The 24443-nt window shown below is 74.9% G+C and carries 27 protein-coding genes; 9 read left to right on the forward strand and 18 right to left on the reverse strand.

The genetic code is table 11. The annotated features are described in order from the left end of the window. Positions 1-4 precede the first annotated feature (4 nt). The 8 genes from TEK04_RS10990 to TEK04_RS11025 form a co-directional block, all read right to left on the reverse strand. Positions 5-1180: a zinc-dependent alcohol dehydrogenase gene (locus tag TEK04_RS10990; protein WP_336404385.1), complete on the reverse strand. Its 1176-nt coding sequence runs from the start codon at positions 1178-1180 to the stop codon at positions 5-7. Beyond that, positions 1177-1644, reverse strand: a complete 468-nt coding sequence (locus TEK04_RS10995) for a hypothetical protein (RefSeq protein WP_336404386.1) — start codon at positions 1642-1644, stop codon at positions 1177-1179. Before TEK04_RS10995 ends, TEK04_RS10990 begins: the two co-directional genes overlap by 4 nt. Next, entirely contained in the window at positions 1641-2234 is a 594-nt protein-coding gene (locus tag TEK04_RS11000) for a DUF3618 domain-containing protein (RefSeq protein ID WP_336404387.1), read from the reverse strand. Before TEK04_RS11000 ends, TEK04_RS10995 begins: the two co-directional genes overlap by 4 nt. Before the next feature lie 19 nt (positions 2235-2253). Then, entirely contained in the window at positions 2254-2667 is a 414-nt protein-coding gene (locus TEK04_RS11005) for a phage holin family protein (RefSeq protein ID WP_336404388.1), read from the reverse strand. After that, the gene (locus TEK04_RS11010; RefSeq protein WP_336404389.1) at positions 2664-3404 is read right to left on the reverse strand and encodes a hypothetical protein; all 741 of its coding nucleotides are present in this window, start codon (positions 3402-3404) and stop codon (positions 2664-2666) included. The genes TEK04_RS11005 and TEK04_RS11010 overlap by 4 nt, the downstream gene beginning before the upstream one ends. Positions 3405-3430: 26 nt before the next feature. Then, positions 3431-3652: a hypothetical protein gene (locus tag TEK04_RS11015; protein ID WP_336404390.1), complete on the reverse strand. Its 222-nt coding sequence runs from the start codon at positions 3650-3652 to the stop codon at positions 3431-3433. A gap of 75 nt (positions 3653-3727) precedes the next feature. Continuing rightward, positions 3728-4591: a manganese catalase gene (locus tag TEK04_RS11020; protein WP_336404391.1), complete on the reverse strand. Its 864-nt coding sequence runs from the start codon at positions 4589-4591 to the stop codon at positions 3728-3730. A gap of 126 nt (positions 4592-4717) precedes the next feature. Next, complete coding sequence (locus tag TEK04_RS11025; RefSeq protein WP_336404392.1) at positions 4718-5494, reverse strand: sensor histidine kinase; 777 nt, start codon at positions 5492-5494, stop codon at positions 4718-4720. A 65-nt stretch (positions 5495-5559) separates the two neighbouring features. Here TEK04_RS11025 and TEK04_RS11030 point away from each other — a divergent pair, with 65 nt between their 5' ends. The 3 genes from TEK04_RS11030 to TEK04_RS11040 all read left to right on the forward strand — a co-directional run bounded on the left by TEK04_RS11030 (position 5560) and on the right by TEK04_RS11040 (position 8907). After that, positions 5560-6243 carry a response regulator transcription factor gene (locus tag TEK04_RS11030; protein WP_336404393.1) on the forward strand — a complete coding sequence of 228 codons (684 nt, stop codon included), beginning with the start codon at positions 5560-5562 and terminating at the stop codon, positions 6241-6243. Positions 6244-6472: 229 nt separating this feature from the next. Continuing rightward, positions 6473-7759 (forward strand): Nramp family divalent metal transporter, encoded by a 1287-nt coding sequence (locus TEK04_RS11035; protein WP_336404394.1) that lies wholly within the window; start codon positions 6473-6475, stop codon positions 7757-7759. A 23-nt stretch (positions 7760-7782) separates the two neighbouring features. Then, positions 7783-8907 (forward strand): spore photoproduct lyase family protein, encoded by a 1125-nt coding sequence (locus TEK04_RS11040; RefSeq protein ID WP_336404395.1) that lies wholly within the window; start codon positions 7783-7785, stop codon positions 8905-8907. A 9-nt stretch (positions 8908-8916) separates the two neighbouring features. On the opposite strand, the gene TEK04_RS11045 is transcribed toward TEK04_RS11040, so the two are convergent. Further along, positions 8917-9450, reverse strand: coding sequence for a GNAT family N-acetyltransferase (locus tag TEK04_RS11045; RefSeq protein ID WP_336404396.1), 534 nt, complete (start codon positions 9448-9450; stop codon positions 8917-8919). A gap of 180 nt (positions 9451-9630) precedes the next feature. Between TEK04_RS11045 and TEK04_RS11050 the strand changes: the two genes are divergently transcribed. Beyond that, positions 9631-9906 carry an isoamylase early set domain-containing protein gene (locus TEK04_RS11050; RefSeq protein ID WP_336404397.1) on the forward strand — a complete coding sequence of 92 codons (276 nt, stop codon included), beginning with the start codon at positions 9631-9633 and terminating at the stop codon, positions 9904-9906. A gap of 160 nt (positions 9907-10066) precedes the next feature. Next, positions 10067-10201 carry a hypothetical protein gene (locus tag TEK04_RS11055; protein WP_336404398.1) on the forward strand — a complete coding sequence of 45 codons (135 nt, stop codon included), beginning with the start codon at positions 10067-10069 and terminating at the stop codon, positions 10199-10201. Between the two features lies 1 nt (position 10202). Here TEK04_RS11055 and TEK04_RS11060 read toward each other — a convergent pair whose 3' ends face one another. Both TEK04_RS11060 and TEK04_RS11065 read right to left on the reverse strand, forming a co-directional pair. Then, positions 10203-11465 carry a fatty acid desaturase family protein gene (locus TEK04_RS11060; RefSeq protein ID WP_336404399.1) on the reverse strand — a complete coding sequence of 421 codons (1263 nt, stop codon included), beginning with the start codon at positions 11463-11465 and terminating at the stop codon, positions 10203-10205. 29 nt (positions 11466-11494) lie between these two features. Further along, positions 11495-12568 (reverse strand): ferredoxin reductase, encoded by a 1074-nt coding sequence (locus TEK04_RS11065; protein ID WP_336404400.1) that lies wholly within the window; start codon positions 12566-12568, stop codon positions 11495-11497. 102 nt (positions 12569-12670) lie between these two features. On the opposite strand from TEK04_RS11065, the gene TEK04_RS11070 reads away from it, so the two are divergent. After that, positions 12671-13837 (forward strand): helix-turn-helix domain-containing protein, encoded by a 1167-nt coding sequence (locus TEK04_RS11070; protein WP_336404401.1) that lies wholly within the window; start codon positions 12671-12673, stop codon positions 13835-13837. Here the strand turns inward: TEK04_RS11070 and TEK04_RS11075 are convergent. The 3 genes from TEK04_RS11075 to TEK04_RS11085 all read right to left on the reverse strand — a co-directional run bounded on the left by TEK04_RS11075 (position 13834) and on the right by TEK04_RS11085 (position 16130). Next, complete coding sequence (locus TEK04_RS11075) at positions 13834-14859, reverse strand: class I SAM-dependent methyltransferase (protein WP_336404402.1); 1026 nt, start codon at positions 14857-14859, stop codon at positions 13834-13836. The two genes, TEK04_RS11070 and TEK04_RS11075, sit on opposite strands and share 4 nt — an antisense overlap. A 36-nt stretch (positions 14860-14895) precedes the next feature. Continuing rightward, entirely contained in the window at positions 14896-15402 is a 507-nt protein-coding gene (locus TEK04_RS11080; protein WP_336404403.1) for a hypothetical protein, read from the reverse strand. 74 nt (positions 15403-15476) lie between these two features. Continuing rightward, positions 15477-16130: a DUF6518 family protein gene (locus TEK04_RS11085; RefSeq protein ID WP_336404404.1), complete on the reverse strand. Its 654-nt coding sequence runs from the start codon at positions 16128-16130 to the stop codon at positions 15477-15479. A 221-nt stretch (positions 16131-16351) separates the two neighbouring features. Between TEK04_RS11085 and TEK04_RS11090 the strand changes: the two genes are divergently transcribed. Next, a complete protein-coding gene (locus TEK04_RS11090; protein WP_336404405.1) occupies positions 16352-18184 on the forward strand; it encodes an HNH endonuclease in 1833 nt (610 codons plus the stop codon). Positions 18185-18220: 36 nt separating this feature from the next. Here TEK04_RS11090 and TEK04_RS11095 read toward each other — a convergent pair whose 3' ends face one another. Both TEK04_RS11095 and TEK04_RS11100 read right to left on the reverse strand, forming a co-directional pair. Further along, on the reverse strand, positions 18221-18613 hold the full coding sequence (locus TEK04_RS11095) for a GNAT family N-acetyltransferase (protein WP_336404406.1): 393 nt from the start codon (positions 18611-18613) through the stop codon (positions 18221-18223). 72 nt (positions 18614-18685) lie between these two features. Further along, entirely contained in the window at positions 18686-18898 is a 213-nt protein-coding gene (locus TEK04_RS11100) for a hypothetical protein (RefSeq protein WP_336404407.1), read from the reverse strand. A gap of 49 nt (positions 18899-18947) precedes the next feature. On the opposite strand from TEK04_RS11100, the gene TEK04_RS11105 reads away from it, so the two are divergent. Continuing rightward, positions 18948-19352, forward strand: coding sequence for a VOC family protein (locus TEK04_RS11105; protein WP_336404408.1), 405 nt, complete (start codon positions 18948-18950; stop codon positions 19350-19352). Positions 19353-19425: 73 nt separating this feature from the next. Further along, positions 19426-20604 (forward strand): MFS transporter, encoded by a 1179-nt coding sequence (locus tag TEK04_RS11110; RefSeq protein ID WP_336404409.1) that lies wholly within the window; start codon positions 19426-19428, stop codon positions 20602-20604. 4 nt (positions 20605-20608) lie between these two features. Here TEK04_RS11110 and TEK04_RS11115 read toward each other — a convergent pair whose 3' ends face one another. Beyond that, complete coding sequence (locus TEK04_RS11115) at positions 20609-23218, reverse strand: putative bifunctional diguanylate cyclase/phosphodiesterase (protein WP_336404410.1); 2610 nt, start codon at positions 23216-23218, stop codon at positions 20609-20611. A 194-nt stretch (positions 23219-23412) separates the two neighbouring features. Beyond that, a complete protein-coding gene (locus TEK04_RS11120; protein WP_336404411.1) occupies positions 23413-24441 on the reverse strand; it encodes an Atu2307/SP_0267 family LLM class monooxygenase in 1029 nt (342 codons plus the stop codon). Positions 24442-24443 lie beyond the last annotated feature (2 nt).

Here is a 24443-nt window from a genome sequence, read left to right on the forward strand (position 1 = left end):
TCGGCTACCCCGTCGGGTCGAAGACCGTGCGCACGCAGCCGTCCTCCTTCTCCTTGAAGATCCGGTAGCCCTCCGCCGCCTGGGAGAGCGGCATCGTGTGGGTGGCCAGGTGCTCGGTGGTGAGCGCTCCGCTCTCCATGTGGCGGAGGATCTCGGGCACGTAGCGCTGGCCGTGCTGCTGCGCCCCGCGCACGGTGAGCCCCTTGTTCATCAGGGCGCCGAGCGGGAACTTGTCGACCATGCCGGCGTAGACGCCGAGCACGAACACGCTGCCGCCCTTGCGGCAGGCCCGGATCGCCTCCCGCACCGCCGAGGGCCGGTCGGTCTGCAGCCGCAGCTGCTGCTTGACCTGGTCGAAGGCACCCTGCACCCCGGTGCTGTGCGCCTCCATGCCGACCGCCTCGATGCACACGTCGGGCCCCCGGCCGCCGGTCCGCTCCCGGAGCTCGGCGACGACGTCGGTGGTCGTGTAGTCCACCGCCTCGGCGCCGATGTGCTGGCGCACCTGCGCCAGCCGCTCGGGCAGCCGGTCGATGACCACCACCTGCTCGGCGCCCAGGAGCATCGCCGCCCGCGCGGCCATCTGGCCCACCGCGCCGGCACCCCACACCGCGACGACGTCCCCGGGCTGCGTGCCGCCCAGGTGCGCACCGGTCCACCCGGTGGTCACCGAGTCCGAGGCGAACAGCGCGCGGGTGTCGGACACCCCGTCCGGCACGACGAAGCACCCGACGTCGGCGTAGGGCACCCGCATGTACTCCGCGTGGCTGCCGGCGTAGCCGCCCATCGCGTGGGAGTAGCCGAAGCAGCCGCCCGGGCTCTGCCCCCACAGGCCCTCGGTGATGCCGGGGTCGGGGTTGCCGTTGTCGCACAGGGAGTAGAGCTCCTGCGAGCAGTACCAGCAGTTCCCGCAGGCGACGAAGGACGGGACGACGACCCGGTCCCCCACCTGCACCTTCGTCACGGCCCTGCCGCGCTCCACGACGGTGCCGAGGAACTCGTGGCCCAGGACGTCGCCGGCCCGCATCGCCGGGATGTACCCGCCGATGAGGTGCAGGTCCGACCCGCAGGTGACCGTCTGGTGGATCTGCAGCAGGACGTCGTGGTCGTTGAGCAGCTGCGGCTCGGGGACGTCCTCGACCGCGACCTCGTTGACCCCGGCCCACACCGCCGCCCTCACAGCACGCCCTCCTTCGGGGCCTGCGCCGCCGCGCCCTCCAGTGCGGCGCCCTGCGGCGTGGGCGTCCTCCTGCCGTGCGGCTGGGGGTCGACGCGCAGCACCTCCCCCACCTCGGCCAGCTGCTTGGTGCGCCGCAGGGCCGCCCGGAGCTCGCCGACCTGGTCCTCGGTGGGTGAACCGTGGAACCTGCCGTACAGCTCCGTCCCGCGACCGCCGGGGGCCGGCTGCATGCGCACCTCCAGGTCCGGGCCCAACGCCTCCAGCTCGGGGAACGGACCCGCGAGGTCGTCCCGGAACACCGTCACCGCCCGCCACCGCCGGGCGGCCACGTCGGCGGGCTCGGTGGTCGAGGCCTGCCCGACGCCGGGGATGCGGGTGTGCTGCAGCGTGCCCAGCGCCGCCCCGCCGAGCTGGGCAGCCTTGCCGAGCACCTGCCGCAGCGGGCCGCTCACCGCGCTGCTCACCGGGAGTCCTGCACGTCCCGGCGGGCCTGCTGGGCCTGGCCCTGCACGTCCCCCGCGGCGGACTGGCCCTCCTCCTTCACCGCCTGCACGGCCTGGGTCGCGGTGCCCTGCACGGACTGCGCCGCCTCCTGGGCGGCGGGCTGCAGCTGCTCCGCGGCGTCCTGGGCGACCTGCTTGACGTCCTCCACCAGCGGCTGCGCGGCCTGCTCGGCCTGGGCGGCGAGCTCCTTCTCGCGCTGGCTGGTCGGCAGCAGGGAGGACACCAGCCAACCGACCCCGAAGGCGATCAGGCCGGCGGCCACCGGGTTGCCCCGGGTGCCCTGGACGGCGGCGTCGGGCGCCTGCGCCACCCCCTGGGCGGCGTCGTGGGCCCGGGCGGTCACCCCGCCGGCGGAGGAGCTGGACGGGGAGTCCGAGCCGAAGACCCGGCCGCGCAGGTCGTCCACGGCCTGCTTGGTCCGGGTGACCCGGCGGTCGACCACCCGGGCCGGGTTGACCTTCTCGTTGAGCGCGTCGACGTCGTGGCCGAGGTCGGCACGGGTGTCCTCGATCTGCTGCCGGATGACGTCGGGGTCGTTGCTGCTGGTCATGACGGGGTCTCCTCGGGTGTCAGGAACGGGGGGTGACGGCATCGGGGACCCGCTGCAGGGTCTCCACCGTCCGCTCGGGCTTGGGGTCCACGCCCTTCAGCCGGCCGCGGCCGACCACGAACAGCACGGCGGCGACGACGGCCCAGATCGCCGCCACGACGAGTGCGGCCCAGCCGGCCCGGATGGCGCTGGCCAGCCCGGCCCAGAGGGCGAGGCTCAGGGACAGCACGGTCAGGTGGCCGGCGTAGCCGGCCCCGCCGAGCATGCCGGCACCGACGCCGGCCTTCTTGGCCTCCGCGGTGAGCTCGGCCCTGGCCAGGGCGAGCTCTTGCCGCACGAGCGTGGACAGGTCGCGGCTGACCTCGCCGATCAGCTCGCCGACCGGGGTGCCCTCGACGTCGGGACGGTCCTCCCGTGGGTCGGGGCCGGTCATGCCTGGCCACCGCTGTACGGCGAGGGCGGGACGGGGCTGTAGCCCGTGACCGGGTCGTACCCGGGGCCCGTCGACGCCGCCGGGGGTGCGGCCGGGACGGCCCGGACGTCGTCCTCGCCGGGGAGCGGGCCGGTGCCGGTGCTGACCGCGTGCTCCGGCTGCCCGCCGGGGGTGGCCGCGCCGTCGGAGCTGCCGGAGCTGCTCGGGGCGATGCCCTCCTTGTGCGCGGCGACGACGCCGCTGGTGAGCCGGCCGGCGAGCACCCCGGCCACGGCGGCGCCGAGCAGGAAGGCGCCCGGACGGCGTCGGGCGAACCGGCGGGCGTCCTCGAGCAGGTCACCGGGCTCCCGGTCGCGCAGGTGCCCGGCCAGGCCCTCGACCCGGTCGGTGGCCTGGCGGAGCAGGTCGGTGGCCGGCCCGGAGCCGCCCTCGCCGTTCGTGAGCGAGCGCAGCTCGTCGGCCAGCGCGCCGAGGCTCTCGGCCGCCTTCTGCTGACCGGCGCGGGCCTGCTCGGTGGCCTGGCCGCGGCCCTGCTCGAGCAGGTCGTTCGCCTGCCGGCGGGCCTCGCCCGCGACCTGCTTGGCCTGGTCGGCGGCCGTGCCGGCGACCTGCTGGCCGGCCCCGGCTGCGGTGTGGCCGACCTCGGCGGCCTGGCCCTTCGCGACGTCGGTCGTGCTGCGGTCGCGGCTGCCGGGTGTGCCTCCCGAGCCGTTGGGGGTGTCGAGGGAGTGGGACATGGGTTCCTCCTGGGTGTGCGGGTGGGTCAGGGGGCGGCCGGCACAGCGGCCGGCGCGGTGGCCCGGCGCGGCCGGTGGTGCCGGTGGTGCCGGTGGTGCCGGTGGTGGCGGCCGACGGCCAGTCGGTGCAGCAGTCCGGCGGCCACGACGAGGCCGGCCAGCGGCGGCACGCCGGGGACGACGACGGCGACGAGCGCCGCGAGCAGCAGCGTCAGCAGCAGGGGCAGGGAGCGGGGGCTGGGCAGCACGGCGAGCACCTCGTCGTCGGTGGTGGTGGGTCCTGCGGGGTGGCCCGGGCCTGCCGGGCGGCAGGCCCGGGGGGGCTACTTCAGGGCGTCCTTGGCCTTCTGCAGGAGGGACTCACCCGGCACCGGCGGGGTGCCGAACAGGCGGGGGTCGCCCGGCGGGAGGATCGGCGCGTCCGCGTGCGCGGCGATCGGCGCCGCCGAGAGGGTCGCGTCGCTGCCGTCGAGCGCCGGGCCGTTCGCCCAGCGCCCGTTCGCGGCGTCCGGGCCGTCGGAGGCGTCGATGAACACGTGTGCGAACTCCGGCAGCTCCTCGTCGAGCGGGAACGCCTCGGGCACCGGGATGCCGTCCAGGCCGTCGGCCTTGAGCTCCTCCATCGCCGCCAGCCACTGCTGCTGGTGCATGTGGTCGCGGGTGAGCAGGAAGCGGAGCAGGTCCTTCACGCCGTGGTCGTCGGTCATGTTCCACAGCCGCGCGACCTGCAGGCGGCCCTGCATCTCGGCGGTGGCGTTGTAGGAGAAGTCGGCGAACAGGTTGCCGCTGGCGGTGACGTAGGCCCCGGTCCAGGGGTTGCCCATGCTGTCCATGTAGGAGGCACCCGAGCCGTTGGCGATGAGGTGCTGCGGGTTGTGCTGGCCGTACCCGGCCGCGGCCTCCTTGGTGCGGTCGGCGGCGTCGGGCTTGAGCGGCGCGTGGTCCAGCAGCCGGTCGATCATCGTCACGATCATCTCGACGTGGGCGAGCTCCTCGGTGCCGATCGCCAGCAGCATGTCCTTGTACTTGCCGGGCAGTCGGCAGTTCCAGCCCTGCAGCAGGTACTGGGTGGCGACGGTCATCTCGCCCCACTGGCCACCGAGGACCTCCTGCATCTTGCGCGCGAAGTCGGCGTCGGGACCATCGGGCTTGGCCTCGAACTGCAGGGCGTGGGTGTGGGTGAACACGGGGTCTCCTCGATGCTGGGTGTGGTGCTCGGGGTGGGGTGTCGTGCACCGCGACGCGGCCTCGACCCCTTCCTCCCCACCCCCGCTGGCCCGCCGGGGCCGACCGGTGGCCCCCGCGGGCCCGCCTCACCGGTCGGGCAGGTCGACCACGACGCTGAGGCCCGCCTCGTCCCGGATGCACGCCACGTGGCCGCCCAGTTCGCGGGTCTGCCGCTGCACCGACCAGAGCCCGAGACCGGTGAGGTCGGTCGGGGGCCGGTCGGCCTGCAGGTGCGCCACCACCCGGTCGGGGACGCCGTCCTGGGTCACCACCAGCCGGGCCCACCCGTGCCGGGCACCCACCGCGAGCACGACCGAGCGCCCCGCGCCGTGCCGGTACGCGTTCTCCAGCAGGTTGGTGAGGATCCGCTGCACCCGCGCGTCGCCGACCGGCACCACGGCCGCGTCGGGGGCCATCGCCAGCCTCACCTGCCGGGCGGGCAGCCCGGAGGCCTGCAGGCTGGCCCGGACGACGTCGGTCAGCGGGCGGGGCCAACCACCGGGCAGCGCCCCGCCGGTGGCCACGGCGGTGCGCAGCATCGACACCAGGCTGTCGGCCTGGGCCAGCGCCAGCTCAGCGAGGTCCGCCCCGAGGTCGGCGCCGTGGTCGCTACCGAGGTCGGCGCCGGGATCGTTACCGAGGCCGGCGCCGGGATCGCTACCGGGGTCGGCCACGCGACCCCGGTCGTCGAGGTGCGCGAGCAGGGCCCGCAGCGACGCCAGCGGGGTGCCGAGGTCGTGGCACAGCGCCCGCAGGACGGCGTCCTCGGTGCTGACCGCGGGTGCCGCGCCGCGGCGCAGCCGGGTGTGCCAGCGGGGGCGCCAGCGCGGGGCGGCAGACGGGGTGTCGAGACCGATCGTCACGGATACACCTCCCCCGACGCCCCCGGCCAGCCCCGCCGGAGGGCGCCCGGACACCCAGGTGAGGAATGGACCCGCACCCCGAGACCCCGCCCGTCGACAGCCCGCCCGTCGATGTCGTCCTGGTCGACGACCACGCCCTGTTCAGCCGCGGCCTGGCCGCGCTGCTGCCCACGGTCAGCGGTGGCCGGGTGCGCGTGGTCGGCACGACCGACGACGCATCGGCGGCGGCGACCCTGGTGCGCCGCGCGCAGGCCGACCTGGCGCTCGTGGACCTGTCCATGCCCCCGCCCGGCGGCGTCCGGGCCATCCAGGCCATCCGCCGCACCGCGCCGGCCGTGCGCGTCGTGGCCCTGTCGGGCACCCCCGACGAGGACGAGCAGCTCGAGGCCCTGCACGCCGGCGCCGAGGCCTTCCTGCCCAAGACCAGCGACCCGGAGGCCCTGGTGCCCCCGCTGCTCGCCCTGCTGCAGGGGTGGTCGGTGGTGCCGGTGACGCTGCTGCGCCGGATGCTGGCCGACGCCGCGCCCCGGGAGGACCAGGGCGTCCTGGGCCGGCTGTCCGCCGACGACCGGCGGCTGTGGCGGTTGGTCGCGGCCGGGACGTCGACGGTGGACATCGCCCTGTCCCTGCACGTCTCCGAGCGCACCGCGAAGCGGCTGGTGGCCGGTCTGCTGCGTCAGCTGCGGGTCTCCAGCCGCACCGAGGCGGCGGCGCTGGCCGGTCGGGTGGGGCTGGACCCGCAGCACTGAGGCGGGGCACGGGGGCCGGGGTGGCGGCATCGGGGGTCCTCGGCGTCGTGGGGGGCAGGACGGCCGCGGGCTGGACCTCGGGGTACTCCCTGAGCCCACCGCACCGCGCCCGACCCGGCCACCCGGGCGGCGACCTTGGCCCGGCCGGGCCAGAAGACGCACCGGACGTTTGGCCCGGCCGGGCCAGGCCACGGCCCGCGCGGGCCCTCGGCGGGGGCACGGACAGCACGTGTTCCTCAGCCGCGTCGAGGCCGCCACGCTGCCGCCCGCCACGCCACCGCGACCCCCGTCGTCCGCGCGGGCAGCCCGGCGGGCCCGGCTGTGGCCGATGCTCGGTCCGGCCTTCGTCGCCGCGATCGCCTACGTCGACCCGGGGAACGTGGCCACCAACGCGACGGCCGGGGCGTCGTTCGGCTACACGCTGCTGTGGGTGGTGGTGGCGGCCAACGTGCTCGCCGTCCTGGTGCAGACGCTCACCGCCAAGCTCGGCGTGGCGACCGGACGCGACCTGGCGACGCTGTGCCGGCTGACCCTCCCCACGCCGGTGACCCGCCTGCTGTGGGCGCAGGCCGAGGTCGTGGCGATAGCCACCGACCTGGCCGAGATCGTCGGCGGAGCCGACGCGCTCCACCTGCTCTTCGGCGTCCCGCTGCCGGTCGGCGGCCTGCTCACGGCCGGGGTCGCGTTCGCGCTGCTCGGGCTGCAGCGCTTCGGTCACCGACCCTTCGAGCGGGCGGTCACCGGGTGCCTGCTGGTGATCGCCGCCGGGTTCGGCTACACGATGGTGGATGCCGGCGTCGACCCGGCCGGCGTGGTCGCGGGGCTCGCCCCCACGCCGCTGTCGGGCGACGCCGCGGTGCTCGCCGTCGGCATCCTGGGCGCCACCGTGATGCCGCACGTGGTCCTCGTGCACTCCGCGCTCACCCCGGGCCGCTACGGGGACGCGGTGACCGCCGGGCGCACCCGGGCCGGGCGAGGCCGGCTGCTGCGGGCCCAGCGGCTCGACGTCCTGCTGGCCATGGTGCTCGCCGGGCTGGTCAACGCGGTGCTGCTGGTCGTGGCCGCCGGGCTGTTCGCCGGCCAGGGTGACCAGACCCTGGAGAGCGTGTACGCCGGGCTGGCCGAGCGCTCGGGCCAGGGCGCCTCGGTCGCGTTCGCCCTGGCGCTGCTGGCGTCGGGCTTCGCGGCGTCCTCGGTGGGCACGCACGCCGGCCAGGTGGTGATGGCCGGGTTCCTGCGGCGGCACATCCCGGTGCTGCTGCGCCGGACGATCACCGTCGCCCCGGCCGTGGGCCTGCTGATGTGGGGAGCGGACCCCACGACGGCGCTGGTGTGGTCGCAGGTGGTGCTGAGCTTCGGCATCCCGTTCGCGCTGGTGCCCCTGGTGTGGCTGACCGCCCGCCGCTCGGTCATGGGGGCCTGGGTGAACCGCCGGGTGACGACGGCGGCCGCCGTCCTGGTCGCCGTCGCGGTGACCACGCTGAACGCGTGGCTCGTCGTCGACGTGTTGACCTGAGCCCGGGCGGGCAGGGTGCAGCGGTGACCCAGCCGAGCCTGTTCGACGAGCTGGACGACGCCGAGGCCCGGGCCGCCGAGACGCCGGTGGAGAACCGCCTGCTCCAGGTGCGGCGGATCTACGCCGAACCCGCCGCCGCGGCCTCCCCGCGGGGCCGGCAGGTGCTCGCCCGCTTCCCCGCCGCCGAGGTGGTCGAGGTGGCCAGCCACTGGGGTGTCCCCGAGCTGCACGGCAACGCGGGGAACGTCGAGCGCTGGGTGCGGGTGAAGACCGAGACCCTGGTGCTCGGGGTGAAGAAGTCCATCGCCACCCGGGAGAACGGCCGGTCGGCGAACTGGATCGCCCCCTCGGCGGCCAACGGCTGCGCGATGGCCTGCGCCTACTGCTACGTGCCGCGCCGCAAGGGTTACGCCAACCCGATCACCGTGTTCACCAACATCGAGCAGATCACCGCGCACCTGCGCCGGCACGTCGCCAAGCTGGGACCCAAGCCCGAGCCCGACCAGTGCGACCCCGCGGCGTGGGTCTACGACATCGGCGAGAACGGCGACTGCTCGGTCGACGCGGTGGTCAGCGACAACGTGGCTGACCTGGTCGCCCTGTTCGCCGACCTGCCCACGGCGAAGGCGTCCTTCGCCACCAAGTGGGTCAACCGGCAGCTGCTCGACCTCGACCCGCGCGGGCGCACCCGCGTCCGGTTCTCCGTCATGCCCGACGCCGACGCGCTGCTCCTCGACGTCCGCACGAGCCGGGTCGCCGAGCGGATCGCCGCGGCCGACGACTTCGTCGCCGCCGGCTACGAGGTGCACCTCAACCTCTCCCCCGTCGTGCTGCGCCCGGGGTGGGAAGCGGACTGGACGGCGCTGCTGCAGCAGCTGTCCGACGTCCTGTCCCCGGCGACCCGGGCCCAGGCCGCCGCCGAGGTGATCATGCTGACCCACAACGAGGCCCTGCACGAGGTCAACCTGGGCTGGCACCCGCAGGCCGAGGCCGTGCTGTGGCGTCTGGACCTCCAGGAGGCGAAGACCTCCCAGAACGGCCAGACCAACGTGCGGTACCGGGCCGACGTCAAGCGGGCCGCGGTGGCCCGGCTGCGCGGGCTGATCGCGGCGCACGCCCCCTGGCTGACCGTGCGCTACGCGTTCTGAGCGGGTCGGTCAGGGCAGGTCGCGGCGGTAGACCATCAGGTCGGTACCGGGGACCGGCGACCAGTCGCGCTCGGGGAGACGGGTGAAGCCCAGCCGCTCGTAGAGCCGGTGCGCGGTGTGCATCCGCGGGTCGGTCGACAGCACCATCGCGGTCTTGCCGGCATGGACGGCGCGGCGCAGGCAGGCCCGCACCAGCGCCTCGCCGATCCCGCGTCCGCGCACCGCGCTGTCCACGACGAGCATCCGGAAGGCCGCCTCGTGCGGGCCGTCGATCACCTCCCCGAACGCGCCGTCCAGCACGAGCGCCACGCTGCCCACGACCGCACCGTCCCCGCCGTCCCCGCCGTCCCCGCCGTCCCCGGCGTCCCCGCCGCCGGCGAGCCGGGCGACCAGCAGCTCGGCCTGCGCGGCGCGGCCGGCGACGTCGGCCAGCTTCTCCTGGTAGTCCGGCGGCGCCCAGCCCTGCGACGTGTAGGTGGTGACCGTGAGGTCGGCGATGGCCGGGAAGTCGGTGGGCTGCGCGGGTTCGACGACGACGGGCACGCCGCGGACGGTAGCCCGCGCGCCCCACCCGTCCCACAGGTCCCAGATCGGCCGGGTCACCGGTGTGGCGAGCGGACCGGTCCGCCCGCCGTCCCTAGGTTGCTGGGCACGCCCCCGCAGGACCGGCCGCCGAAGCCCGGACCGCACGCCCCGAGCCCACCGCACACCCCGGAGTACACCGTGATCCGTCTGAAGAAGTCCCCCGCCGACGTCGCCGTCACCTTCGCCCTCGCCGAGGAGGCCGTCACCGGCCCCGTCTCCGTCGTCGGCGACTTCAACGGCTGGACGCCGGGCACCCACACGCTGAAGAAGCGCAGCAACGGCACCCGCAGCATCGTGGTCAAGCTCCCCGTCGGCGAGCAGGTCCGCTTCCGCTACCTGGCCGACGGCGGCGTGTGGCTGGACGACCCGACCGCGCACGCCCACGACGAGCAGGGCTCGCTGCTCCACCTCTGACGAGGGCCGCGGTGCCTGCACCGCAGCCGTCACGGAACGTCACGGAGCCCCGTACCGCGATCGCGGTACGGGGCTCCGTGGTGTTCTGGGTGGCAGGTGCAGCCCAGCCGCACGCACACTTGCCCCTCCACCGAGACGGTGGAGTTCCGGGGGGTGTGCGATGGACGACGCGTTCGCGACGGGCCTGGCGCTGGGGGTGCTCGGCGGGGGCTACGTCTGCTACTGGCTGGGCCAGGTCAGGGCCGCGTACCGAGGGGGCAGGAACACCTACCGCTCGGTCCGCGGACGACGCTGACTCAGGCGGCGGGGGCGAGCTCCGCTGCCTCCGCGGCATGCGCGGCCTGGCGGGCGCGGGTGGCCGCGATGCGCTGCGCGCGGTCGTGGACCCGGCGCACCTTGGGCCCACCGGTGGTGAGCTTGTAGAGCAGGCCCAGCTGCTGCGGCAGGTTCTTGGCGTTGGTCGCGGCCAGCCAGCCGTTGGGCAGCGAGAGCCGGAAGACCTTGTGCCACGCGCTCGCGACCTGCTGGGGCAGCGGCGCGGTGTGGTAGCGCAGGCCGTACTCGTCGAAGATCGCCTTCACCTTCGGCGCGATCTCGGCGTACCGGTTGCTGGGCAGGTCGGGGAACAGGTGGTGCTCCACCTGGTGCGACAGGTTGCCGGTCATGATGTGCATGGCCGCAGAGCCCGAGATGTTCGCCGAGCCCAGCATCTGGCGCAGGTACCACTCACCGCGCGTCTCGCCCTCGATCGAGGTCTTCTCGTAGGTCTCGACGCCCTCGGGGAAGTGCCCGCACATGATCACCGAGTGCGACCACAGGTTGCGCACCAGGTTGGCCACGAAGTTCGCGGCCAGGGTGGGTACGAAGCTGGGGCCCGACAGCGCCGGGTGCACCAGGTAGTCCTTGGTGGCCTGCTTGCGGATCTTGCCCAGCACCTGCTTGGCGGCGGCGCGGAACTTCGGGTCGTTGCGGCGGGCCGGGGTGGAGAGGTTCTTGCCCAGCTCCAGGTCGTAGGCCGCGATGCCGTACTCGAAGAAGCAGGCGTTGACGAAGTTCCAGAGCGGCTGGGCCAGGTAGAGCGGGATCCACTTCTGGTCCTCGTCGACCCGCATGATGCCGTAGCCGAGGTCGTTGTCCTTGCCGATCACGTTGGTGTACGTGTGGTGCAACTCGTTGTGCGAGTGCTTCCACTGCTCGGCGGGGCTGGCCATGTCCCACTCCCACGTCGTGGAGTGGATCTTGGGGTCGCGCATCCAGTCCCACTGCCCGTGCAGGATGTTGTGCCCGATCTCCATGTTCTCGAGGATCTTGGCCACGCTCAGGCCCGCGGTCCCCAGGACCCAGGCCGGGGGGAACTTGCTGAGCAGCAGCACGGCCCGGCTGGCCAGCTCGATCTTGCGCTGCACGTCGATGACCTTGCGGATGTAGGCCGCGTCGTCGGCGCCGCGGCTGTCGACGACCTCCTGGCGGATGGCGTCGAGCCGACGGCCGATCTCCTCGACGTCGGAGGCCGACAGGTGGGCGACCGGGTTCTCGGACTTCTTCTGCAGGGCGGTCACGTGCTTCTCCTCGTCGTCGGGGACGGTGGTCAGTGGTCGATGTCGCAGGCGCCGGCGGCGGCGCTGATGCAGGTCTGCACCAGCACCCCGTCGCCGGGGGCAGCGACGGTGAGTTCGCCGTTGCGGATGTCGCGGACGGCGCCCTCGCGCAGCGGGAGGACGCAGCCGTAGCAGATGCCCATGCGGCAGCCGCTGGGCATGATGAGCCCGGCCTCCTCGGCGGCGTCCAGGATCGGCGTCGCGCCGTCGGACTCCACGGTGGTGCCGGTCCTGTTGTAGGTGACTGAGCCGCCCTCGCCGGTGACCTGCACGCGCGGCCGGAACTGCTCGATGAGCAGCTGGTCGGCGATGCCTTCGGCGGCCCAGTGCTCCTCCAGGGCCTCGAGCAGGCCGGCCGGGCCGCACGCCCAGGTGGTCCGCTCGTGCAGGTCGGGCACGAGCTCGGCCAGCTCGGCGGGCTTGAGGAAGCCGTCGGTGTCGGTGTGCCGCTCGACCAACCGCACCCGGCCGGCGGCCGCCATCGCGCGCAGCTCGGCACCGAACACGACGTCCTCGGCCGTGGGGGCCGAGTGCACCAGGACCGCGTCGGGCAGCTCGTCGAGGTGGTTGCGCAGCATCCCCATCACCGGGGTGATGCCGGAGCCGGCGGTGACGAACAGCGCCTTGGCAGGCCGCTGCCCGGGCAGGGTGAACTCGCCGGTCGCCTGGTCGAGCTGGACGACGGTCCCCGGACGCAGGTCGCGGACGACGTGGTTGCTGACCTTCCCGTCGGGGATGGCCTTGACGCAGATGCTGATGGTGCCGTCGGCGGCCGCGCGGTCGGAGGTGAGCGAGTAGGCCCGCCACTGCCGGACGCCGTCGACGTCGACGCCGATGCGGATGTACTGGCCGGGCACGTGCTCGCGCCAGCCGCGGCCGGGCCGGATGACGACGGTGACGGCGTCGGCGGTCTCGTGCCGCTTGGCGACGACCTTGCCGCGCAGGTCGGCGCCGCTGCGCAGGGGTGCGAAGAGGTCGAGGTAGTCGCGGGGCAGCAGCGGGGTGGTGGCGGCCTCCACGAGGCGCGTCACGCGGTCGCGCAGCCCGGGTCCGGTCGTCGTCATGGATCGATGATGTCCTGCGCCGGGGGGTGAATACCTGTGCTCTCGACGTGAATCGAGGAGTAGTTTTCACCTCCTGCGAACAACGATTCCGGGAACTTCCCGGTGAGCGAGGAGGTGGCGGTGTCCGAGACCCGCACGCTGTCCCCCACGGTGGCCCGCGCCATCCGCCGTGAGCTGCCGCAGGTCGCCGAGGCCACGGTGGCCACCATCGTCGCCGAGGTGCCAGCCTACGCCGGGGCCTACACCGACGGCATGAGCAGGACCATCGAGAGCGCGGTCCAGCTGGCCCTGGGCGGATTCCTGGAGCTGGCCACCACGCGCGGGGCGGCCGCCGCCGACACCCCCATCCAGCCTGCGTTGGACGCCTCCTACCGGCTGGGGCGCGGCGAGGCACGCGGTGGCCGGTCGATGGACGCGCTGCTGGCGGCGTTCCGGGTCGGCGCCCGCGTCGCCTTCCGCGGCCTGGCCGACCGGGCGGTGGCGGCCGGGCTGTCCGCGGCCCAGCTGGCCCGCTTCGCCGAGCTGGTCTTCGCCTACATCGACGCCCTGACCGCGGCCAGCGTGGCCGGGCACAGCGACGAGCTGCAGACCGCCGGCCGGGCGCAGGCCCGGTTGCTGGAGAAGCTGGGCCAGCAGCTGCTGGCCGGCGCCGCACCCGACGAGCTCGCCCTGCTCGCCACGCGCGCGGGCTGGACGCCGCCGACCACCCTGACCGCCGTCCTGCTGCCGGCCGCCCGCGTACGCGGTGCCCTGGCCATGCTGGACCCGCGCACCCTGCAACCCGGGGACGACGACGTGTCGGTGCTGCTCGTACCGGACGCGGAGGGGTCGGGCCGGGTCGCGCTGCTGCGGGCCCTGGAGGGGAAGGAGGCCGTCGTCGGCCCGCCGCGGCCATGGACCGACGCCGCAGCCTCCCACCGGCGGGCGGCGCGGGTCCTCGAGCTCGACCCGACCGCGCCCGGCGCAGCGCCGGTGGACACCCAGCAGCGGCTCGCCGACCTGGTGCTGCACGCCGACGAGGACGCCCTGGCCGACCTGCGGGCGGCTGCCCTCGCTCCCCTCGACGACCTGTCCGACGGTGCGCGGGAGAAGCTCACCGAGACCCTGCGCGCCTGGTTGCTGCACCACGGCCGGCGCGAGGCGGTCGCGGCGGAGCTGTTCGTGCACCCGCAGACCGTCCGCTACCGCATGGGCCAGCTGCGGGAGCTGTTCGGCGAGCGGTTGGAGGACCCGCGGACGGTCCTGGAGCTGACCCTGGCGCTGGCCTAGGGCCCCTCGGGCAGCCGGGCCACCAGGAGGATGTGGGTGTCGGGCCAGTCCAGCTGCTCGTCGGTGTCCGGGTCGAGCAGCTGGGCGACCGGGGCGAGCACGTTCTCGACCAGCCACTCGTTGAGCCACGGGCCCGAGCGCGGGTCGACCTCGAAGCCTGCGTCGGTCGCGAGCCGGGTCCAGGCCTCGCCGTCGAGGGCGCAGAAGCGCTCGTGGGTCTCGCTGAGCCAGTTGTCGGTGTAGCTGCGCTTGGTCAGGAACTCCATGGCGTCGGCCAGGGTCAGCAGGACGTCGTCGCCGTCGGTGCGGTAGGCGTACGGCACCCCCGCCCCGCGGCGGAAGTCGACGGCGAACTGGTCGAACCGCGCCCGGGTGGACAGGCCGTCCAGGTACGCCTGCGGATCGGGCAGCGCGGCGAGGTCGACCGGGCCGGCGGGCCGCGCGCCGTCGTCCGTCCGCAGCCGCAGGCGGACCTCCCGGTCGCCGCCGGCCGGGCCGCAGACGTCGGAGTTGACCCAGACCCCGCCGGGCGCGGTCTGCGCGGCGATCTGCGCGGCCAACCGCTCCAGGGAGGGGACGCCGTCGCCGTAGCTGAGGATCTCGTGGGTCAGCGCGAAGGTGGTCGTGGTGTCGACGGTGCCTGGTGGGAACACCGGCCCGTTGAGCACGTTGGCCTGCACGAAGAAGGTGTTCGGGTTCGCCGCGAACGCACCCTGCGCCTTGCGGTGCTCGCACTCGTCGTAGAGGTGCCGGGCCACCTCGACGCCGTAGAGGTCGGACTCGTGCAGGGTCGGCTCGGCGGCGGCCAGCTCGAGCATCGCCCCGGTCGCGCAGCCGACGTCCACGATCCGCCCCGGCCGGATCCACGGTCGGGCCTGGTCCCACTTGCGCTGCGCGGCGGCCTCGAACGCCGCGATGTACGAGCGGTACTCGCGGGTGGCGGTCAGCCCGCCCTCGTCGCCCACGACCGGGTCGGTGCAGACGACCCGGGTGGCCTCGGCCAGTCCGTAGCGGTCGAACACCGAGACCGTCGCCGGGTGGGCCAGCTCCCGCCAGGTCTAGTCGCCGGCCACGAGCATGCCCAGGACGTCCCAGGGCCGAGCCGGGTCGTCGGGGTGGCCGGCCTCCACCGGGACGACGCGGAAGCCCAGCGCCCGGTACATCGCGATCACCGCCGCCGTCGAGCAGGCTACGACGGTGTCGGCCGGTGTCGGGGTGCGCTGGCCGCCGGTCTCGTGCGCGACGGTCTTCACGGTCAGCTCGGCGAACCGCTCGGTGGGTGCGACGTCGACGACGCCGACCACCAGGCTCTCGATGCCCTCGGTCAGCGCGAACCGCTCGATCGCGGCCTCGCGCCGGGTGACCGGGACCGGGTTGCGCCGGGTGCCCCGGTGGTTGGCCGACGTCACCGCCCAGACGACGACGGCGTCCTCGGCCATCTCGACCGGCTCCCCCTCGGTGTCGGTGACCTGGCCGGCGAGCAGCGCGTGCAAGTAGTCGGCCTGGAACCGGGTGAGGACGTGGTGCCGCCCGGGCAGCAGGACGGTGCGGAAGGGCTGATTCACGGGTGGGATGGTGCCGTGCTCCGGGCGCGGGACGTCACCGTGTCCGCCGACGGCTACGGCTCGGCGAGGGCGGTTCACCACGGCGAGCCCGTCGCGAGGAGCTGTTCCAGGACGTCGGGCGCGGAGACCAGCAGGAATCCCGCCACGGTGCTGGGCAGCACCCACGCCGCCGTCCGCGTGAGCTGGCCCGGCGTCCTCGCCCCGATGCGCAGCACGACCAGCACGGCCGCGGCGGCGAGGACCAGGACGGCAGGGTCCGGCGCGTACCAGGCAGCGCGGCGCGCGGCGTCGGCGACCAGGAGCCCGACCGCCCCGGCCGTGGCCACCGGGCCCCAGCGGCCGGGCTGCCCGACGTGGCTGGCACCCCACCCCAGCACGGTGCCCGCGACGACGGCGAGGACCAGCCACTCGACGAGCACCGAGGTGTTCACCTCGTAGGGCATGCCCGGGTACTCGACCCCGTACATGACGTCCTTGCCGACGTAGAAGGCCACGACGGCGGTCGCCAGCGCAACGACCGATGCGGCCACCGCAGCCCGCCACGGTCGACGGGCGGAGACCAGCACGACGAGCAGGATCCAAAGACCGAACGTGTGCGACAGCTCGCGGAAGGCGTCGCCGTAGTAGGCCCAGGCGGCGAACCCGCCCGTGAGCAGTCCGCCCGCCATCGCGGCCAGGAGCAGCCGCGGCGAGGCGGTGGTCGAGAGCTGGTCGGCGGTGCGATCCACGTGGGCCTCCGGAGCCGTCGGGTACCGCATCGTGCCGTCCCCGGCCCGTCCGCGGCAACGACCTCCGGTGCAACCGCCGGATCTGACGGAGCGGCACCGCAGTCACGGTCCGCCGCCGCCCGAGGTGCTCCCGGAAGGCCGCCGGGCCGGCACCCGCCGGTGGTCGTGCGGGCTCGTCCGTCGACCCGGAATTGTCGTACCCCTCCCCTAGCGTGCAGGTCATGGAGACGAGGGCACGGCTGGGGGTGGCCCTGCAGGTCGCCGTCATCAGCCCGCCTCCACCCACCTCGACCGAGGTCCTCGACCGGCCGCAGCGCCTGTGCGAGGTGCTCGCCCCACGCCTGCTGGACGACGTCGCGTGCGCCGGGGAGCTGCAGCGCATCACCGACCTGCGCGCCCGCCTCGACGCCTACGAGGTCGGTGTGGTGGCACGGTTGGCCGACCTCCGTCCCGACCTGTGGGAGCACCTGGACCACCCCGGTGGCCCGGTCGAGGGGTGGTCACCGGTGCGCGAGTTCCCCGGGGTCAGCGAGTTCTTCGTCGACGAAGTGGCAGCCGTGCTGGACCTGTCGCGCACGCGGGCGCACACGGTCGCGAACACCGCGCTGGTGCTGGTGCACCAGCTCCCGGCGACGTGGCACGCCCTGGCCGACGGCCGCATCGACCTGGCTCGCGCCCGGTCGCTGGTGACCGTGCTCGGCTGGCAGCAGCCCGAGGTCGCCGCCGAGGTCATCGCCGCCGTCGAGGCCGAGGCACTGGCCTGGGCGATCTCCGGGGAAGGTCCCTACCGGCTGCAGAACCGCACGGCCGCGCTGCTGCTCGAGCACGACGCCGCCGCGGCCGACCGCTCCCGCAAGCAGGCCGAGCGCGAGGCCGACGTCCAGGTCCGTGGTCGCCGCGACGGGCTCGCCGACCTCGTCGTCCCGCTCGACCCGGCCACGGCCGCCGCGTGCCGCGACGCCACCGACCGCTACGCCCGCATGTGCAAGGCCGACGGTGACGACCGACCGATCGGCCAGCTGCGCACCCTGATCGCCGCCGACCTGCTGCTGCGCGCGTGGGACACCACGCGGCCACCGGTGACGGCGCACATCACCATCCATGCGCCGCTGCCGTCCCTGTTCCCGCCACAGGCCGCGGCCGGCACCGCACATCCAGGCGCCTGCCCCGACGACACCATGGAGCCGGGCAGCGGGCCCGACGACGTCCCGCGACCGGGCACCGGCCCCGACGACGCCTCGGAGGTGGGTGCACCCGAGCGGCACGGCACGGTGGGCGGACTGCCCATCACGGCTGCACACCTGCGCGAGCTGCTCCGGCAGTGGTCCGATGCCGACCTCGACGACCTGCACGCCCCCGACGCCGGATCGCTCGACATCGCGCTCACCGACCCTGCCAGCGGTCGGCTGCGTGCCGTCGTCACCGAAACCGAACTTCGCCGGGCCACCACCTGCGGCTGCCCGCTGCACTCCCCGCCGACCGCACCGGCCGGGTCCCCGGCGTCCTCGCCGGCGACGGCCGCCTGCGCCTGTCCAGTCCTCGACGCCCCACCCATGACCAAGGCCTACCGGCCGACCGCTGCCCAGCGGCGGTTCATCGCCGCCCGCGATCGCGGGTGCCGCCATCCCGGCTGCTCCCGCCCCGCAATCTGGACCGACGCCGACCACGTCGTTGCCCACCACCACGGCGGCGAGACCGAGTGCGGCAACCTCTGCACCCTGTGCCGCCGGCACCACCGGCTCAAGACCCTCGCGCCCGGCTGGCGGTTCGAGATGACCCCGGACGGCGTCCTGTCGGTGACCACACCGTCTGGCGTCACCCGCACCACCCGACCGCCGGGCATGGGCCACGGCATCGACCACCTGATCATCACCGGCCTGCTCACCAGCGACGACCCCGACCGGGAACCGGGCATGCTCCCCACGCCGAGCAGCGTCGCTGCCCCGTGTGCCGGCCGGGACACCCCGGCTGACCCAGACCTGGATCACGACCTCGTCCAGGACCCCAACCCGGATTCGAACCAGGACCAGGACGACGACCCCGCACCGTTCTGATCGACCCGGCGCCCCGGGGGCACGCCGTTGCCTGGATCAGTCGTCGGACGGCGCGGGGCGCACCAGGTGCTCGACCGACACCAGCCGGAACCCGCACCGAGCAGCCAGTCGTCGCGACGGCAGGTCGGACTCGACAGTGCGGTGCTGCACCCACTCCCACCGCCCGGCGGCCCGCCGCAGCACCTCCCCCTCCAACGCCGACGCCGCCCCACGCCCGCGGGCGCCGGGTCCCACCAGCACACTGATCTCCGGCGGCCCGGCCGGTGTGGCCACGAGGGCCGCGATGCCCACCAGGTCGGCACCGTCGAGCATCCCCACCGCCAGCAGGGCGTCCGACGGCAGCGGGCTCGCGGCAGCGAGGTCGGGCGCAGGGACGGCCCCGTGCAGGACGCGTGCAGCCTGGTCGTCCTCGGGCCCCAGCGGCCGCACCGGGAGCGGCGCTGAGGACCGGCTCCTCGCCCTCGGCCGCACCAAGCCGCGCAGCCCCACCATCCGCGGTACTCAGCTCCGGGCCACCTCGCCGGGCCGGTCGAGAACCGCCAGCACCCGACCGTGCAGCTGCACCACGCGCGGGCCGGCCGCATCGCCCGGGCCGGTGGCCTGCACCCAGGCCCGGCCCGGGTCGCGCACCTCGTCCGGCGGGGCACCCCAGCAGGTCGCCAACACCCCGAGGTGGTCGTCGTCGGCCGGCCGCAGACACCAGAAGGTCGCCACCCTGCCTTCCTACCTCGCAGCCGCGGCCGACAGCGGCCAGGGTGGGTCCATGACCGCACCCGCCCGGTTCAAGGATCTCTGCCTCGACGCCCGTGACCACCACGCACTCGCCGACTGGTGGTGCACCGCCATGGGTTACGTCCGCCGCGACGAGCTGCACCCGGCCGACGACGGCTGGGTGCGCCCCGTCGACTGGCCGGTGCCGATCGTCGACCCGGCAGGGCACGGCCCGATGATCTGGCTCGTGCCGGTGGCCGACGAGAAGGTGGTGAAGAACCGCATGCACCACGACGTCGTCGGTGACACCCAGCGGCTCCTCGACCTGGGCGCCACCCTGGTCCGCGGCGACGACCGGCGAGCCGACGGTGAGCTGACCGACTGGAGGGCCGGCGACATCGAGTGGGACGTGCTGGCCGACCCCGAGGGCAACGAGTTCTGCTGCTTCGCCCCCTGACCGCCACGCCTTCCCGCAGCCCGGGGACCAGCCGGGGGACATCGCCACCGACTGACCGTGCGAGCATCGCCACGTGGTCGACGGGGGCAGGGAGCGGTTGCCCCGCGAGGTCCACGTACTGGCGGTCGTCGCCTTCGTGGTGGCACTCGGGTTCGGCATCGTCGCCCCGGCGATCCCGGTCTTCGTCCGCTCGTTCGGCGTCGGCACCACCGCAGTCGGGCTGGCGGTCAGCTCGTTCGCCTTCTTCCGGTTCGTGTCGGCCTTCGGTGGCGGCGCACTGGTGGAGCGGTTCGGCGAGCGCGCGGTGCTCGCCGCCGGCCTGGTCGTCGTGGCGGTCACCACGGGCGCCGCCGGGTTGGTCGGCAACTTCCCGCTGTTCCTGGCGCTGCGCTCGGCCGGCGGCGTCGGCAGCGCGATGTTCACGGTGTCGGCGCTGTCCCTGCTGCTGCGGGTGGCCCCCGCGCAGCACCGAGGGCGGTCGGCGGCGACCTTCCAGGGCGGCTTCATCCTGGGCGGCATCGCCGGCCCGGCAGCCGGTGGCCTGCTGGCCACGCTCTCCCCGCGCCTGCCGTTCCTGCTGTACGCAGGGTTCCTGCTGGTCGCCGGGGCCGTCGCGCTGACCCTCCTCCGGGCCCCCGACCGCGCCGCCCCGGGCGACCCCGACACGCCGCAGGCCGCACCGCCGCTGCCGCTGGCCGCGGCCGTGCGCAACCGCGCCTACGTCGCCGCCCTGGTGGCCAACTTCGGCGTCGGCTGGATGCTGTTCGGCGTCCGCAACTCCCTCGTCCCGCTGTACGTCACCGAGGACCTCGGCCGCACCGTCGCCTGGGCCGGCGCCGGACTGCTGGTCGGGTCGGTCGCGCAGGCCGTCGGCCTGCTGCGGTCGGGCCGCATGGTCGACGGCTGGGGACGACGACCCTCCCTCGTCCTGGGCTCGACGCTGGCCACCGGGTCGGTCGCGCTGTTGGCCGGCCCGCCCTCGACCGCGGTCTTCCTGGTGTCCATGGCGGTCTTCGGCCTGGGCGCGTCGCTGCTGGCCAGTGCCCCGGCGGCGCTCGTCGCCGACGTCAGCCCGGCCCGCGGCGGCCGCGTGGTCGCGGTCTTCCAGATGGCGTCGGACCTCGGGGGCATCGTCGGGCCGCTCGCCGCCGGCGCGCTCACCGACGCCGTCGACTACCAGCTCGCCTTCGGCGTCACGGCCGCGGTCCTGGCGGCCGGACTGGTCGCCGCGCTCGCCCTCCCCCGCACGTAGCCCGTCAGCCCACCGGTTCGCCGGTGCGGGCGCCGAACAGCTCGCCGGCCCGGTCCGGGGTCAGGGGCGCCGACAGGTGGTGGCCCTGGGCTGCGTCGCACGCGTCGGCGGCCAACCGGTCGAGCACGTCGGCCCGCTCGACCCCCTCGGCCACCACCGTCAGCCCGCTGGCGTGGGCGGCGGCGACCACGAGGGCGACCAGCCGCTGGTCAGCGGGGTCGCTCGAGACTGACCGGCCGTCGACCTTCAACGCATCCACCGGGAGGTGGCGCAGTGCGCCGATGGACGTCGTCCCGGAGCCGAAGTCGTCGAGGGCCACCCGCACGCCGAGAGCCCGCAGATCCGCCAACCGGTCCAGCAGGGTCGGTGACTCGACGACTGCGGCCTCCCCGATCTCCAGCACCAGCGACCGCGCCGGCACCCCGGCCGCCACCAGCTCGTCGAGGACGACGTCGGTCACCCGTGGGTCGCCCAGGAACCGCGCCGAGACGTTGACCGAGACGACGGGCCCGGCCTCGTCGAGGGCCAGACCGGCAGCGGCCCGCCAGGCTGCCAGCTGGACGACGGTGGCCCGCAGCACCCAGCGGTCCAGCTCGCAGACCAGGTCCGACTGCTCCGCGACCGGCACGAACGTCTCGGGGGTCAGCACGCCCACGCCGGGGCGGTCCCAGCGCGGGAGCGCCTCGAAGCCGAGGAGGGCACCGGTCGGAACCTCCAGCACCGGCTGGTAGACCACCCGCACGTCGCCCTCCGCCAGGCCCCGGCGCAACCCCTCCTCGATGTCCCGGCGCTCGTCGAGGTGGCTGCGCAGCCCCTCGTCGAAGACCTCCACCCGCCCCCGGCCGGCGTGCTTGGCCAGGTAGACGGCGGCGTCGGCGCGGGCCAGCAGCTCGTCGCCGTCGACCTCGCCGTCCTGGGCCAGGGCGACCCCGATGCTGGCACCGACGGCGACGAGCCGCGACCCCGACGCGGTGGCCACCGCCACCGGGCGGGACACCGCGCGGACGAGGCGCTCGCCCAGCCGCACCAGCTCCGCGACGTCGCGCACCCCCTCCACCAGGACGACGAACTCGTCGCCCCCGAGGCGGCAGACGGTGTCCCCGGACCGGACCACCTCGCGCATGCGGGCGCCGACGGTGCGCAGCACGGCGTCGCCGGCGGCGTGCCCGGCGCGGTCGTTGACCGCCTTGAACCCGTCGAGGTCGACGAACAGCAGGCCCGTGCCCGCGCCGGACCGGCGGGCCCGGTGCAGGGCAGCCGTGGTCAGCCGCAGGGCCTGGCCGCGGTTGGGCAGGTCCGTCAGCGGGTCGTGCGCGGCCTCGTGCCGGAGCGCGGCCTGCAGCCGATCGCGGGTGCGGAAGGCGTCCACGAGGCGCTCGACGGAGGCGTGCAGCACGGCGCCGAGCGGTCCGGGCAGCGGCTCACCGAGGACCGGCGCCTCCAGGTCGCCCCGGGCCACCGCGGCGGCCTGGTCCTGGATGCGGCGCAACGAGTCCACCGTCGAGCCCAGCGCGCGCCCCACCGACCGCACCTCCCGGGGTCCGTCGGACCCGACGTCGACGAACCGGCCCCGGCTGATCTCGTCGGCCTGCTCCGAGAGCCGCCGCAACGACCGGGTGACCTGGTGGCCGAGCAGCCACAGCAGCAGCACCGTGCCGACCAGCGCCCCGCCGGCGACGACCACAGTGCGGTCGCGCTCGGTGGCCGCCGCCGCCCCGTCGGCCGCGGCCGAAGCTGCCGCCCCGTCCACTGCCCGGGCCAGCAGGTCGATGGTCTCCGCGGCCACGGCATCGGCCGAGACCACCAGCGCGCGCAGCCGGGGCAGGGGCGGCACCACCGGACCGTCGGTCGCGGCGGCGTCCAGCACGGCAGCCACCTGGACGGCGTCCTCGGTGCCGGCGAGCCGGAGGGCCTGGGTGCGCAGCGCCGGGTCGCCGATGGTGTCCAGGGACTCCCGGGCGAGCATGACGCCGGCGTGGCTGCGCAGCCACTCCCACCGGCTCTGCGCTTCCTCGGGGCTCTGCGCATCGAGCAGCCAGCTCAGGTAGTCGACGACGTCGGGGGTGAGCGCGGTCGCGAGGTCGGCCAGCACCCGCACGTCGCGGATCGCGGCCACCGTGCTCGTGCTGCCGGCCGCGCTCGCGGCGGCGACGACCACGACGTCCTGCTCGGCGCGCAGCTGGTCGGCCACGGCCACCCAGCTGGACCGCAGCGCCGCCAGGTCCAGCGGCCCACCCCCGTCGACGCGGTCCCGCAGCTCGGCGATGGCCGACCGGGCCGACCCCACGGCCGCGGCCGGGACCCCGGTCGCCGCGGCCAGGGACAGCTCGCGGTCGGTTCCGCTGCGGACCCGGGCCCGTGCGTCGGCCACCAGCGCCGCCAGGAGGGGGGCCGACTGCGGGGTGATGCCCAGCCGCTCGGCGACGTCGGGGCTGCTGAGCGTCGCCTGGGCCACGACGACCAGCAGTTCCTGGTCCACCGCCGCCGAGGCGCGCGCGAGCTGACCGTAGGTGCGCACCTGGGCCGCGGCGGTGCTGGACGCCGCGGCCTCGTCCTGGGCGCGGCTGGTCAGCACGACGGCGAAGGCCGCCACGGTGCTCAGCGGTACGAGCACCAGGACGACCAGCAGTGCCCAGAGCGGGGTACCCCGACGGTTCCGGGCGGACCGCCGTTGTCGAGTCCACACGGCCTGCACTACGACGCCCGGGCACACCTGCTTGAGCCGGTGCCGGCGCCCTCACCCGGGTGGGGGACGGTGACTCGGGGGACGGTGACTCAGGGGGGACGGTGACTCGGGGGGACGGCGACTCAGGCGTCGGCGACCAGCGGGGCGACCTCGGTGCCCAGCAGCTCGATGCCGCGCAGCAGGTCGGCGTGGGCCAGCCGCGGGTTGGTCATCTGCAGCGAGAGGCGGTCGACCCCGCCGAGCTGGTCGGCGATGCGCCGGATCTTCTCGGCCACGGTCTGCGGCGAACCCATGAAGAAGGCGCCGTCGGGGCCGGAGGTGGCGTCGAACTGGGCGCGGGTGGGCGGGCGGAACCCGCGCTCGCGGCTGACCTTCGTGAACATCTCGTGCCAGCCGGGGTAGATGGTGTCCGCGGCGGCCTGGGTGCTCTCCGCGACGTAGCCGAACACGTGCAGGCCGACCTGCAGTTTCTCGGGGGCGTGCCCGGCCTGGGCGCCGGCCCGGCGGTAGAGGTCGACCAGCGGGGCGAACTGGCGGGGCTCCCCACCGATGATCGCGACCATCAGGGGCAGCCCGAGCAGGCCGGCCCGGGCGAAGGACTCGGGGCTGCCGCCCACGCCGACCCAGATCGGCAGCCGCTCCTGCGCGGGGCGGGGGTAGACGCCCTGGCCGGACAGCGCCGGGCGGTGCCGGCCCGACCAGGTGACCTGCTCGGCGTCGCGGATCTGCAGCAGCAGCTCGAGCTTCTCGGTGAAGAGGCTGTCGTAGTCCGACAGCGACAGCCCGAAGAGCGGGAAGGCCTCGGTGAACGAGCCGCGGCCGACGACGAGGTCGGTGCGCCCGCCGGAGAGGAGGTCGAGGGTGGCGAACTGCTGGAACACCCGCACGGGGTCGGCGGCCGACAGCACGGTGACCGCGCTCCCCAGCCGGATGCGCTCGGTGCGGGCGGCGGCCGCAGCCAGGATGATCGCCGGCGCGGAGTCGTAGTACTCGGGCCGGTGGTGCTCGCCGATGCCGAAGGAGTACAGGCCCACCCGGTCGGCGAGCTCGATCTCCTCCAGCAGGTCGGCCATCCGCTGCTGCGGGCCGACGGCCTCGCCCGTGGTCGGGTCGGTCACTGCCGCGACGAAGCTGTCGATGCCGATGTGCATGG

Origin of the sequence: Klenkia sesuvii, assembly GCF_037083825.1 — a bacterium.
In the GTDB taxonomy this organism is placed as follows: domain Bacteria; phylum Actinomycetota; class Actinomycetes; order Mycobacteriales; family Geodermatophilaceae; genus Klenkia; species Klenkia sesuvii.